Source organism: Streptomyces sp. NPDC086080, from assembly GCF_044540255.1.
Lineage (GTDB): Bacteria > Actinomycetota > Actinomycetes > Streptomycetales > Streptomycetaceae > Streptomyces.
In genome coordinates, this window is the sequence record NZ_JBITRU010000010.1 from 17,398 (window position 1) to 30,227 (window position 12,830).

The window sequence follows — 12,830 nt, forward strand, 5'->3', positions numbered from 1 at the left end:
AGGCCGGAACGCCGTCCCGCCCACCCGCGGCCGGAGCCGGGTGACCACCCGCGCCCCCGCTCGCGCCCCGGGCGAGCGGCGTGCCCACGTTCCGGCTCACGCCCGGGACCGGGACCGCGCCCCCGCTCACACCCCAGGCCGGAAGACCGTCCCAACCACCCGCAGCCGGACTCGGGTGACCACCCGCGCCCCCGCTCGCGCCCGGGGCCGGGGCACGGTCGTCCCCGGTGATGTCCTGGTCCCGGTTAGGGCTCACGTGATGCTCACCTTCCTCATACCGGCCCTCCTCGCGAACATCCGGCCGGCCGGGGCGAGGGCCGCGACCAGGAGAGAGGTGGTGGTCGCGCCGGAACGGGCGGCCAGTGCGGCCTGGAGCGGGATCGTGGCGCGGATGCCACCGCCGACGGCGCGTTGGGTGAGCGGGGGCGAGGGGTTGAGCGCGGCGTGGGCGTAGGGGCAGGCGGCCGTGGCGGCGTAGGCGGCGCCCAGGGCGGTGAGGAGGGCGCCGGTGGTCCTGGACGGGTCCTGGTGCGGGCTGGATCCCGGCAGGCCGGGGGCGGCTGCTGCCCGCCGGCCTGCCAGGAGTCGGGTGCGGCGGCCCACGAGCCGGGTCAGGGCTCCCGTCGTCGCGAGGGCCGCCAGGGGGGCCAGGACGGAGCCTCCGGTGGTCTCGCGGCGGGAGACGGCCGTGACCGCGAGCGTGTGGCTGCCGAGCAGTGCGGCGGAGGGCAGTGCGGCCCGGCTGGCGCCGCCGGTGGCGGCCGCGCCGAGGAGCAGGTCGAGACCGCGGGCGGCGGCCATGGCCACCGGACCGGCGGGCGTGTGCTTGAGCTTCAGGTCGTAGGCCCAGACGGTCGCGGCGAGCGGCGTGGCCACCGCGAGGGCGGGGCGCCCCGCACGGGCGGCGAGCGCCAGTCCGGCGCCGGTCAGGGCACCGGCCGCGGTGAGGGCGGCGGCCGGACGGATACGGCCGGACGGAAGCGGGCGGTGCGGCCGCTCCACGGCGTCCTCGGCACGGTCCGCCCAGTCGTTGAGGGCCATGCCGGCCTCGTACAGGCACAGGGAGGAGCCGATGGCCAGCAGGGTGCGCGGCCCGGGGCGCGCCCCGGCCGCCGCCGCGCCGGCCAGGGCATCACCGGGGACGGTGAAGAGGGCGGGCAGCCGCAGCAGTTCGGCCCAGGCGCCCGCGCGGCCGGAGCGGGGGCGGGGGCCGGGCATGCGCCGGGCGGCAGCGCTCTCACGGACCGCCCCGTCCGCCCCCGAACCGGCCGGGGCACCGCCGGGGACGCTGCGGAGCGGGGCCGAGCGCGGCAGTTCGGCCCGGGCAGGCGTGTCCTGCGGGGAGCCGGTCGGAGTGGGTGTGCCCTTGAGCGGGCCGGGTTGGCGGGTCATCGCCGTGTCCCGTGGGCGTTCGGGTCGTCGCGGAGGCGTTCGGCGAAGTGGCGTAGTGCGGTGTACTGGTCGGCCAGTGACGACGGGCCGTCGCCCACCGGGTCCTTGAAGTAGAAGCCCAGTTCGCTCAGCGGGCCGGAGAGGCCCTTCTGCCGGGCGCGGACGGTCAGGCGGGCGAGGTCGAGGACGAGGGGGGCGGCGAGGGCGGAGTCGCAGCCCTGCCAGATGGTCTGCAGGATCATGCGGGAGCCGAGGAAGCCGTCGAAGGCGATGTGGTCCCAGGCCGTCTTCCAGTCGCCGAGGGCCGGTACGTCGTCGATGTGGACCTCGCCCTCGGGCGCGGCGCCGAGGGTGTCGGCGAGGACGCGTTCCTTGCCGGCGTTCTTCGCTGCGGCCGCCGCCGGGTCGGCGAGGGCGGCGCCGTCGCCGCCGCCCAGCAGGTTGGTGCCGGACCAGGCGCGCACGGCGAGGGCCCGCTGGCGGAACATCGGGCCCAGTACGGAGCGCAGCAGGGTCTGCCCGGTCTTGCCGTCACGGCCGGCGTACGGCAGGCCGGAGGACTCGGCGAGCGCGGCCAGCCGCGGGTGGTGCAGGCCCGTGGAGGGGGTGAAGTTGACGTAGGGGCAGCCGGCGCGCAGGGCGGCGGCCGCGTAGAGGGAGCTGGGCGGGAGGGAGCCGTCGGCGGGGGCGGGCTCGGTGGAGGCCACGTTCACCACGACGGCGCCCGCGAGCCCCTGGCGGTCGACGAAGTCGCGGATGTCGGCCGCGAACACGTCGATCCAGTCGTCGTCGGTGCGGGCCGGGCCCCCGTCCGGGTCGCCGGGCAGGGGGCCGCCGGGCCTGATCTCGGCGTCCGCCGCGGTGAGTTCGGCGTGCACGGCGGACGGCAGACCGTGCGGCAGGACGCCGCCGGCGGCGAGGTGTTCGGCCCGCTTGGGCAGCGGGCAGTCGACGGTGTCGTGACCGCCGAAGACGAGGGAGGACAACGACGGCAGTCCGCACGCGGCGAAGTCCGGGGTCTCAGTGATCATGCCGGTCGGCGGATGCAGCCCGGCGGAGACGGCGGCGCAGCCCGTGATCGCGGTGGTGGCCACGGATCCGCGTGCTCCGACGAACCACACCCCGAAGCGGGGGGCCGGGGCGGGGGTGGGGGTGGGGAGGGTCGACGGTTCGGCGGACATGGGCAGCCTCCTTGTCTTACGCGAACCGGGTGCGAGCGCCGGAGGGGGACACGCGGGGTGCCGGGCGTGCGGGCCCGGCGGGACGGCGGGCGGAGGTCCGGCGTCCTCCGCCCGCCGCCGTTCCGGTCGCCCTAGGAGGGCAGCTCCTTCAGCTGGATGTTGCGGAAGGAGACCTGGTCGGCCGAGCCGTGGTTCTGCAGACCGATGTAGCCGTCGGTCAGGCTCCGCTCGGGGTCCTTGTTGGTGAAGTCATTGATCTTGACTCCGTTGAGGAACACCTGGAGGCGTTCGCCCCGGACCTTGATCTCGTAGGAGTTCCACTGGCCGGGCGGACGCAGGACCTGGTCGCGGGCCTTGATGTTCGCCGACTTGAAGGAGTAGATCGCACCCGTCGTGCGGTCGGGCGCGTCCGTGGCGTCGATCTGGATCTCGTAGCCCTTGTCCACGGCGGACCAGGGGTCGTCGGAGGCCGGGAAGCCCACGAAGACACCGGAGTTGTCGTCGCCCCGCATCTTCCAGTCGAGCTTGAGGGAGTACGACGTCAGCTCCTTGGCCTGGTACCAGAGCAGACCCATGCCGCCCTCGGACACCAGGGTGCCGTCCTTGACGTCGAACGTGCCGGGTCCTGCCTGCTTCCAGCCGTCCAGGGTCGTGCCGTTGAAGATCTTCCGGTAGCCCTTGTCCGGCTTGCAGTCCGCCTTCACCTGGCCGGTGGCGTACTGCAGGCCGCCGAGCAGATGGGCGCGGAACGCCTCGTCGGCGTAGGACTCCTTGGTGTGGCCGCCGCCGGTGTAGAAGGAGCGGCCGCCGCCGTAGTTCTGGCACCAGGCGATCGGGTGGTCGCCCTTCATGGTGCCACCGGAGTAGGTCGTCTCGTCGAGGGTGGCGAGGACCTTGGCCCGCTCACGCGGGTTGGTGCGGTAGTTGTACCACTCGTCGGTGCGCTCCCACGCCTCGTCCAGGTGCGCGGTGGACGGGTGGTCGTGGTCCTCGACGCGCACGGTGGCCTTCTGGATGGCCGGGTGCGAGTCGAAGTAGGCGCCGACGAGACCGCCGTAGAACTCCCAGTCGTACTCGGTGTCGGCGGCGGCGTGAATGCCCATGTAGCCACCGCCGTTCCTGACGTAGTTCTCGAACGCCTTCTGCTGCTCGGCGTCAAGGACGTCACCGGTGGTGGAGAGGAAGGCGACCGCGTCGTACTTGGCGAGGTTGGCCGTGCTGAACTGCCGGGCCTCCTCGGTGGCCGTGACCGAGATGCCGGCCGGGGCGCCGAGCTCCTTCAGGGCGGCGACGCCGTCCCCGATGGAGTCGTGGCGGAAGCCGGCGGTCTTGGAGAAGACCAGGACCTTCTTGCCCTTCTTGAAGGGCTCCTTGGAGAACTCGAAGTCGTCCACGTCGTACAGCGCGCCGTCGCCGCCCCGGAAGACGAGGTAGATCTCCGAGGTCTTCTTCGGAAGCGACCGCAGCGGCACGTCGACGTTCTGGAACGTCTCCCAGCTGCCGGTCGGCGGGATGTACGCCGAGCCGTGCAGCCTGCCGTCGGGTGAGCCGGTGCGCAGCTCGATGAAGCCGCCGGAGCCGCCGGAGGAGGCCCGTACGGTCATCTTCCGCTGCCCGTCGAACCGGTAGGGGCTGAAGGAGATCCAGTCGCCGTCGTGGATGTCACCGACGGTCCTGCCGCCGTTGGCACCCTCCTTGTCGAAGGTGTTCACCCCCGACTGGGCGGTGAAGTGCTCGGCCTGGCGGTGCACCGGCTGGAGCACGGCGCGGGCGGTGCCGGTCAGGGCCTCCTGGCCGTTCGCTCCGCCGTCGGTGTAACTGGCGCCGACGACACCGTAGATGTTGGCGTTGGGGTCGTGACCGCCGTCCCCGGCGGGCGGCTTGAGGGTGCCCTCACAGCCCATTTCGCTGGTGAGCTCGTGGGCGTGGGAGTCGTGGCCGAGGCTGTAGGCGACCTTGACCTTGGAGCAGTCGATCCGCTCCTCCGGGTCGGTGACGGTCACCTTGAACGGGACGGGCTCGCCGAAGGCGGCCAGACTGCCGTTGCCGGGAACCTCGATCCTCACCGTGGGCTCGGTGTTGCCGACCACGATCCGGGTGCTGGCGTTGCCGGTGTTGCCCTCGGGGTCGGTCGCGGTGAAGGTCGCGGTGTAGGTGCCGACCTTCTTGTACTTGTGGGTGGGGGTCAGTCCCTCGCCCGTGGTGCCGTCGCCGAAGTCCCAGCTGTAGGTGAGGTCCGGGGAGTCGGCGTCCTTGGCGGAGGCGGTGAACCGGACCTTGAGTCCGGCCGCGCCGGACGTCTTGTCCGCGCTCACCTCGGCGATCGGGGAGAAGCCGTCCTCGGCGTTCTCTATCCGGTACAGCGCGGAGTTCTCGTCGCCCTGGAACCAGGAGACGCCGTAGTCGAGGACGTAGAGCGCGCCGTCGGGGCCGAACTCCATGTCCATGATCTGCGTGCCGGTCCACGGAAAGTCGTTGATCTTGGCGACGGTGCCGTCCTCGTTCTGCTCGATCCGCTTGATCCAGCGGCGGCCGAACTCACCTGCGAAGAAGTCGCCGTCGTAGGCCTCGGGGAACTTCACCGAGGACTCGAGCTCGGGGTCGTAGCGGTACACCGGGCCCGCCATCGGGGACTCGGAGCCGCTGCCGAACTCGGGCACGCTGCCGCCGTCGTACGGGATCCAGGCGGCCTGGGCCGGCGGCAGGTCGGTGAGACCGGTGTTGTGCGGGGAGGTGTTCCTGGGAGCCGCGCAGTCGAACTTCTCTCCGGAGGCGCCGGTGGCGAAGTCGTAGTCGTTGTAGGCGTCGTTGTCGCCGGTGCAGAACGGCCAGCCGAAGTTGGCGGGCTCGGTGATCCTGGCGAACTCGACCTGTCCCGCGGGTCCCCGGCCGGGGTCGTCGGCACCGGCGTCGGGGCCGTACTCGCCGACGTAGACGATGCCGGTCTTGTCGTCGACGCTCATCCGGAACGGGTTGCGGAAGCCCATCGCGTAGATCTCGGGACGGGTCTTCTCGGTCCCGGGCGCGAAGAGGTTGCCGTCCGGAACGGTGTACGAGCCGTCCTCGGCGACCTTGATGCGGAGGATCTTTCCGCGCAGGTCGTTGGTGTTGCCGGAGCTGCGGCGGGCGTCGAAGGCCGGGTTGCGGTCCGGGCGTTCGTCGATCGGCGTGTACCCGTCGGAGGCGAAGGGGTTGGTGTCGTCGCCGGTGGACAGGTAGAGGTTGCCCTCGGCGTCGAAGTCGATGTCGCCGCCGACGTGGCAGCAGATGCCGCGGGAGGCCGCGACGTCCAGGACCTTCTTCTCGCTGGCCATGTCCAGCGTGCCGTTGGCGTTGAGGACGAACCGGGAGAGGCGGTTGACGCCGTCGAACTTCGCGAAGTCCGCTGCGGTGCCGTTCTCCGGGGCGTCGCCCGCGGGGGTGTCCAGCGGCGGGGCGTAGTAGAGGTAGATCGCCCGGTTGGTCTCGAAGTCCGGGTCGGCGGCGACGCCCTGCAGGCCCTCCTCGTCATGGCTGTAGACGGGGATCTTGCCGGCGACCTTGGTGACGCCGCCCTGGTCGGTGAGGCGCAGGGTGCCGTCGCGTGAGGTGTGCAGGACGCTGCGGTCCGGGAGCACGGTGAGCGACATCGGCTCGCCCGTCTCGGGCTCGCCCTTGGCCAGCGGCACCTGCTGGAACTGGCCCTCCGCGGCCACCGGTTCGTCGTGCTCCGGGTGGCCGGGGTGGGCGCCGGCGACGGTCGCCGGCGCACCCACGGCCAGCAGCAGGCCGGTGAACAGGGCGAGCCCGGTGCGCAGTCGGGGACGACGCCGTGGGGCGTCGGTGGATGTGAGTCTGCTTCTGTGCACGAAGTCCCTCCGGGAACGGGGTGGGGCCGTACGGAACAGGTGCGAAGTCGTCTGGCGTGTGCGGTCGCGTGCGGGTGCCGGGGTGCGCCATCACCCCGGAGGCGTGTGTGTCCTGAACACCTCAGGGTGTCCTGAACACCTCAGGGACGGTAACCGCCTTCTTCCGGGGCGAACACCCCCGGGACCAGAGCTGGTTGAACTTTTCCCCGCCACAGGACAAAGCGGGATCCGGGCAGGCCGGGGCAGGGGAGCGGCGGACTCACCGCGCCCCAGCCCCGACCTGCCCTCGGGCGGCGGTCCCCGCCCCGGATCCGCCGTCGGCCGCCGCGGTCAGCTGTTGAACGCGGCGTCGAACGACGCGCTGGGCGGCTCGAAGTCGAAGGCCTTCAGACGGGTCAGCGCCTCCGGGGCACCCTGGAGACGGTCCATCCCGGCGTCCTCCCACTCGACGGAGACCGGACCCTGATAGTCGATGGAGCGCAGCATGCGGAAGACGTCCTCCCAGGGGACGTCGCCGTGGCCGGCCGACACGAAGTCCCAGCCGCGCCGGGGGTCGCCCCAGGGAAGATGGGAGCCGAGGCGGCCGTTGCGGCCGTCGAGGCGTTTGCGGGCCTCCTTGCAGTCGACGTGGTAGATCCGGTCCCGGAAGTCCCACAGGAAGCCGACCGGGTCGAGGTCCTGCCACACGAAGTGGGAGGGGTCGAAGTTGAGGCCGAAGGCGGGCCGGCGGCCGACCGCGTCCAGGGCGCGTACGGTCGTCCAGTAGTCGTAGGCGATCTCGCTGGGGTGCACCTCGTGCGCGAAACGCACGCCCTCGGCGTCGAAGACGTCCAGGATCGGGTTCCACCGCTCGGCGAAGTCCTCGTAGCCGCGCTCGATCATCGACTCGGGGGCGGGCGGGAACATGGCGACCAGGTGCCAGATGGCGGAGCCGGTGAAGCCGATGACGGTGTCGACGCCGAGGAGGGCCGCGGCGCGCGCGGTGTCCTTGATCTCGGCGGCGGCCCGCTGCCGGACTCCCTCGGCCTCGCCGTCGCCCCAGATGCGGGCGGGCAGGATGGCCCGGTGGCGTTCGTCGATGATGGCGTCGCAGACCGCCTGCCCCACCAGATGGTTGGAGACGGCCCAGCACTTCAGGCCGTACTTCTCCAGGAGCTGGTGACGCCCTTGGACGTAGGAGGGGTCGGCGAGCGCCTTGTCCACCTCGAAGTGGTCGCCCCAGCAGGCGAGTTCGAGGCCGTCGTAGCCAAAGTCGCGGGCGAGTCGGCAGACCTCCTCCAGTGGCAGGTCGGCCCACTGGCCGGTGAACAGCGTGAAGTTGCGCGGCATCCGTTGTCCGTCCTCTCAGGCGGCGATCGGTGTGTAGACGGAGTTCTTCTCGGCGCTCTCCTCCACCGCCGCCAGGACGCGCTGCACCTGGAGCCCGTCGGCGAAGGAGGGGGCGGGGCCGCGGCCCTCGGCGATCGCGTAGACCAGGTCGCGGGCCTGGTGCACGAAGGTGTGCTCGTAGCCGAGGCCGTGGCCCGGCGGCCACCAGGCCTCGAGGTAGGGGTGGTCGGGTTCGGTGACGAGGATGCGGCGGAACCCGGCCTGCGCGGCGGGCTCGGTGCCGTCGTGGAACTCCAGCTCGTTGAGCCGTTCCAGGTCGAAGGCGAGGGAGCCGCGTTCACCGTTGAGTTCGATGCGCAGGGCGTTCTTGCGTCCGGTGGCGTACCGGGTGGCCTCGAAGGAGGCAAGCGCTCCGGAGGCGAAGCGACCGGTGAAGAGGGCGGCGTCGTCGACGGTGACCTGTCCGGTGCCGTGGGCCGAGACGGCGGCCAGGCCGCTGCTGGGGGCGCTGGGCAGCGGCCGCTCCCGTACGAAGGTCTCGGTGAGCGCGGAGACACCGGCCAGGTGTTCGCCGGCCAGATACTGGGCCAGGTCGACGATGTGCGCCCCGAGATCGCCGAGCGAACCGGAGCCGGCGTGCTCCCGGCGCAGCCGCCAGGTGAGCGGGAACGCGGGGTCCACCAGCCAGTCCTGCAGATACGCCACCCGCACGTGCCGCAGGGTGCCGATCCGGCCCTCGGCCACCATCCGTCGGGCCAGCGCGGTCGCGGGCACCCGGCGGTAGTTGAAGCCGACCATCGCCAACTGACCGTGCTCATGGGCTTCTTCGGCGGCACGGGCCATCGCCGTGGCCTCCGCGACGGTGTTGGCGAGGGGCTTCTCGCACAGCACGTGCTTGCCCGCGGCGAGCGCGGCCAGCGCGATCTCGGCGTGGCTGTCACCGGGGGTACAGATGTCGACGAGGTCGATGTCGTCCCGCTCGACCAGGGCGTGCCAGTCGGTCTCGGCCTCGGTCCAGCCGTGCCGGTCGGCCGCGGCGCGCACGGCGTCGGCGTCCCGGCCGCAGATCACGGCCAGTTCCGGGCTGAGCGGAAGGTCGAAGACGTGTCCCGCCGTGCGCCAGCCCTGGGAGTGTGCGGCGCCCATGAAGGCGTAGCCGACCATGCCGATGCGCAGCGGTGGCTTCCCCGTCTGCGCCCCTTCGGACGCTTGCGGCTGTGCCATTCGGAGGTCCTCCTCGTCGTCGTGGCGGGCGGGGGTGGGCCCCGCCCGGTGGGCTGGTCAGGCCCGTGGGGCGGGGCTCCTCACTTGAAGCCGGTGGACATGTACTGGTCGACGTTCTCCTTGTCGACGACGGCCGAGTAGCAGGTCACCGACGAGGGGATCTCGAACTCGGCGAGCCCGCCGACGCCCTTGCCCTGGCCGAGGGCACGGGCGAGGTCGATGGCGGAGGCGGCCATGGTCGGCGGGTACAGGACGGTGGCCTTCAGGACACCGTTGTCGGCCTTGATGGCCTCGAAGGCGGAGAGCGCGCCCGCGCCGCCCACCATCAGGAACTCGTCCCGCCCGGCCTGTTCGATGGCGCGCAGGGCGCCCACGCCCTGGTCGTCGTCGTGGTTCCACAGCGCGTCGATCCGCGACTGGGCCTGGAGCAGCTGGGCCATCTTGGCCTGGCCGGACTCGACGGTGAACTCAGCGGCCTGGCGGGCCACCTTCTTGATGTTGGGGTAGTTCTTGAGCGCGTCGTCGAAGCCCTGGGTGCGCTGTTTCGTCAGCTCCAGGTTGTCCAGGCCGGCCAGCTCGATGACCTTGGCGTCCGGCTTGTCCTTGAGCTTCTCGCCGATGTAGTGACCGGCGTTCAGGCCCATGCCGTAGTTGTCGCCGCCGACCCAGCAGCGGTAGGCCTGCGGGGTGTTGAAGATCCGGTCGAGGTTGACGACGGGGATGCCGGCGCGCATCGCCTTGAGCCCGACCTGGGTGAGGGCCTTGCCGTCGGCGGGCAGGATCACCAGGACGTCGACCTTCTTGTTGATGAGGGTCTCGATCTGGCCGATCTGCTGGGCAGTGTCGTTGGAGCCCTCGGTGATCTCCAGGGTGACGTCGGAGTACTTCCCCGCGCGCGTCTTGGCGTTGTCGTTGATGGCGTTGAGCCAGCCGTGGTCGGCCTGCGGTCCGGCGAAGCCGATGGTGACCGGCTTGCCGGGCTTGTCGTCGGCGGCCGGCTGGTCCTGCGCGGCCGGCTCCTTCTCGCTGGGCTCATTGCTCGTGCAGCCGGTGACGAACACGCCGGCCGATACGGCGGCCGCTCCGAAGAGCAGTCCTCTGCGGCTCGCGAAAGGTGTTTCTGGCATGGCGGTGAACCCTTTCCTCAGGTCGTGCTCGCGGTACGGCGCTGGACCAGCACGGCGGCGACGATGATCGCGCCCTTGGCGATCTGCTGGACGTCGCTCTGCAGGTTGTTCAGGGCGAAGATGTTGGTGATGGTGGTGAAGATCAGGACGCCGAGGACGGAGCCGACGATGGTGCCGCGGCCCCCGGTGAGAAGCGTGCCGCCGATGATCGCGGCGGCGATGGCGTCGAGTTCGTAGAGGTTGCCGTTGGTGTTCTGGCCGGAGCCGGCCAGGACGATCAGCAGGAAGGCCGCGATGCCGCAGCACAGCCCGGACAACAGGTAGAGGTAGAGCCGCTGCCGGCGGACGTCGATCCCGGCCAGCCGGGCGGCCTCCGCATTGCCGCCGACGGCGACGGAGCGGCGCCCGAAGGTCGTCCGGTTGAGCACCAGCCAGCCGATCACGGTGACCGCCGCGAACACCAGCACCAGCGGCGGGATGCCGAGCACATAGGAGTCGCGCTCGCCGAGGTCGAGGACGCCGTCGACGGTGACGATCTGGGTCCGCCCGTCGGTGATCTGCAGGGCGAGTCCGCGGGCCGAGGCGAGCATGGCGAGGGTGGCGATGAACGGGACCATCCCGCCGTACGCGATGAGCACCCCGTTGACCAGCCCGCATCCCAGGCCCACCAGGACGGCGGTGAAGAGGATGCCGGCGAAGCCGTACTCCTGGGTGGCGACCGTGGTGGCCCACACCGAGGCGAGGGCCACGATCGCGCCGACCGACAGGTCGATGCCGCCGGAGATGATGACGAAGGTCATGCCGACGGTGACGACTCCGATGACGGAGGCCTGGGTGAGGACGAGCTGGAGGTTGCGGGTGTCCAGGAACTGGTCCGGCTTGGTGATGCCGCCGATCAGGATCAGCACGGCGAGTACGCCGAGCAGTGACATCGTGCGGACGTCGGCGCGGAACAACACGGCGCGCCAGGCGGGTGGTTCGGCGGCCACTTGATCGGCCTTGCGTTCGCCCGTCGGCCCCTTCGGGTGAAGTTTGCTGAGCACAGGCAATACCTCTCAATGAGCGCCGTATGTTGGCTGGTGCCTTCAGGCGACGGTCAGGGCTTGACCGCCATGAGGCCGATCAATGGCCGCTTGGGAAGCCATCTCCTTCGGGAACCGGCGGAGTCACGACCAGGTCGAGTACACGAAACTCGTCCAGTTCCTGCGAAGGGCCGGAGTGGACAACCCGGCCCTCGCGGAGAACTACCACTCTGTCGGCCAGCCCCAAGACCTCGGCGATCTCGCTGGAGACCAGCAGTACGGCGAGGCCCTCGTCCGCCAGCCGGCGGACGACCGCGTACAGTTCGGCGCGGGCGCCGACGTCGACGCCGCGGGTGGGTTCGTCGAGCAGCAGCACCCGGCAGCCGCGCAGCAGCCAGCGGGCGAGCACGGCCTTCTGCTGATTGCCGCCGGACAGGGTGCGCACGGGCACGTTCGGGTTGTCGGGGCGCAGGGACAGTTCGCGGACCGCCGCGCGTGCCGCCCCCAGTTCGGCGCCGCGGTCGATCCAGCCGAGCTTTGCGAAGCGGGACATGGAGGAGACCGACACATTGCGGGTGACGGACTCCAGCATCAGCAGGGCCTGCGCCTTGCGTTCCTCGGGGGCGAGCCCGAGCCCGGCGCGCACGGCCGCCCGCACACTGCCCGGTCTCAGCGGCCGCCCGTCGACGAGGACACGTCCGGTGTCGGGCTTGCGGGCGCCGTAGACGGTCTCCAGGATCTCGGAGCGGCCCGATCCGACCAGGCCGGCCAGGCCGACGATCTCGCCGGGACGCACCTGGAGGTCCAGCGGCGCGAACTCTCCCGTGCGGGACAGCCCTTCGACGGTCAGTACGGGTTCGCCCCGCAGTGGGGCGGCGGACCGCGGCGGGAAGACGTACTCGACGTTGCGTCCCGTCATCAGCGCGACCACCTCGCTGGTCGGCGTCGACTTCGCGGGCAGCCCGCCGGCCACGGCCTGGCCGTCCTTCAACACGGTCACCCGGTCGCCGATGCGCCGGATCTCCTCCAGGCGGTGCGAGATGTACACGACGGCGACTCCGTCGGCGGTGAGGTCGCCGACGATGCGGAAGAGGTTGTCGACCTCGTCCGGGTCGAGGGCGGCGGACGGTTCGTCCATCACGATGAGCCGTACGTCGTGGGAGAGGGCCCGCGCCATCGACACGATCTGCTGCTGCGCCGCCGACAGGTCCCCCACCAGCCGGCCCGGGTCCACCTCGGGGTGCCCGAGCCGTTCGAGGAGTCGGGCGGTCGACGACCTGGCGGTCCTTCCCCGTACGACGAATCCGGCGGCCGTGGGTTCGTGACCGAGGTGGACGTTCTCGGCGACCGACAGGTGCTCCACCAGGTCGAGTTCCTGGTAGATGGTGGCGATGCCGAGGCGCATGGCGGCGATCGGCGAGCGGAGTGTCACGTCGTCGCCGCGCCAGCGGATGGTGCCCGAGTCGGGCTGGTGGGCGCCGGCCAGCACCTTGATCAGGGTGGACTTGCCGGCGCCGTTCTGGCCGAGCAGGCAGTGCACCTCGCCGGCCTGGACGTCGAGGTCGACGCCGTCCAGGGCCCGGACTCCGGGGAACGATTTGGTGATGCCGGACATGCTGAGCAGCGGTGGTTGTGGTGCCATGCGGATTCCCCTCGGCGGGCGTGCGGGGCCGGTGTCAGGGCGATCCCCTTACGGGGCAGGCGCTT

General features: G+C 71.4%; 8 protein-coding genes. All 8 read right to left on the reverse strand.

Going from position 1 to position 12,830, the window contains the following annotated elements:
* Nucleotides 1–252: 252 nt before the first annotated feature.
* A complete protein-coding gene (locus ACIF9R_RS14710; RefSeq protein WP_399979559.1) occupies nucleotides 253–1,218 on the reverse strand; it encodes an SCO3242 family prenyltransferase in 966 nt (321 codons plus the stop codon).
* Between the two features lie 170 nt (nucleotides 1,219–1,388).
* Nucleotides 1,389–2,573, reverse strand: coding sequence for an inositol-3-phosphate synthase (locus tag ACIF9R_RS14715; protein ID WP_399979150.1), 1,185 nt, complete (start codon nucleotides 2,571–2,573; stop codon nucleotides 1,389–1,391).
* 131 nt (nucleotides 2,574–2,704) lie between these two features.
* Nucleotides 2,705–6,421, reverse strand: coding sequence for a ThuA domain-containing protein (locus tag ACIF9R_RS14720; RefSeq protein ID WP_399979153.1), 3,717 nt, complete (start codon nucleotides 6,419–6,421; stop codon nucleotides 2,705–2,707).
* Nucleotides 6,422–6,751: 330 nt separating this feature from the next.
* A complete protein-coding gene (locus tag ACIF9R_RS14725; RefSeq protein ID WP_399979155.1) occupies nucleotides 6,752–7,750 on the reverse strand; it encodes a sugar phosphate isomerase/epimerase family protein in 999 nt (332 codons plus the stop codon).
* Between the two features lie 15 nt (nucleotides 7,751–7,765).
* Nucleotides 7,766–8,974 (reverse strand): Gfo/Idh/MocA family protein, encoded by a 1,209-nt coding sequence (locus tag ACIF9R_RS14730; RefSeq protein WP_399979157.1) that lies wholly within the window; start codon nucleotides 8,972–8,974, stop codon nucleotides 7,766–7,768.
* An 80-nt stretch (nucleotides 8,975–9,054) separates the two neighbouring features.
* Nucleotides 9,055–10,101: a substrate-binding domain-containing protein gene (locus tag ACIF9R_RS14735; protein ID WP_399979160.1), complete on the reverse strand. Its 1,047-nt coding sequence runs from the start codon at nucleotides 10,099–10,101 to the stop codon at nucleotides 9,055–9,057.
* 17 nt (nucleotides 10,102–10,118) lie between these two features.
* Complete coding sequence (locus ACIF9R_RS14740) at nucleotides 10,119–11,033, reverse strand: ABC transporter permease (protein ID WP_399979562.1); 915 nt, start codon at nucleotides 11,031–11,033, stop codon at nucleotides 10,119–10,121.
* 190 nt (nucleotides 11,034–11,223) lie between these two features.
* The gene (locus ACIF9R_RS14745) at nucleotides 11,224–12,765 is read right to left on the reverse strand and encodes a sugar ABC transporter ATP-binding protein (protein WP_399979162.1); all 1,542 of its coding nucleotides are present in this window, start codon (nucleotides 12,763–12,765) and stop codon (nucleotides 11,224–11,226) included.
* Nucleotides 12,766–12,830 lie beyond the last annotated feature (65 nt).

Bases quoted from the DNA above. Each gene is read 5' to 3' on its own strand.
- ACIF9R_RS14710 (WP_399979559.1), bottom strand. From the start codon at position 1,218: ATGCCCGGCCCCCGCCCCCGCTCCGGCCGCGCGGGCGCCTGGGCCGAA.
- ACIF9R_RS14740 (WP_399979562.1), bottom strand. From the start codon at position 11,033: ATGTCACTGCTCGGCGTACTCGCCGTGCTGATCCTGATCGGCGGCATC.
- ACIF9R_RS14725 (WP_399979155.1), bottom strand. From the start codon at position 7,750: ATGCCGCGCAACTTCACGCTGTTCACCGGCCAGTGGGCCGACCTGCCA.
- ACIF9R_RS14730 (WP_399979157.1), bottom strand. From the start codon at position 8,974: ATGGCACAGCCGCAAGCGTCCGAAGGGGCGCAGACGGGGAAGCCACCG.
- ACIF9R_RS14735 (WP_399979160.1), bottom strand. From the start codon at position 10,101: ATGCCAGAAACACCTTTCGCGAGCCGCAGAGGACTGCTCTTCGGAGCG.
- ACIF9R_RS14745 (WP_399979162.1), bottom strand. From the start codon at position 12,765: ATGGCACCACAACCACCGCTGCTCAGCATGTCCGGCATCACCAAATCG.
- ACIF9R_RS14715 (WP_399979150.1), bottom strand. From the start codon at position 2,573: ATGTCCGCCGAACCGTCGACCCTCCCCACCCCCACCCCCGCCCCGGCC.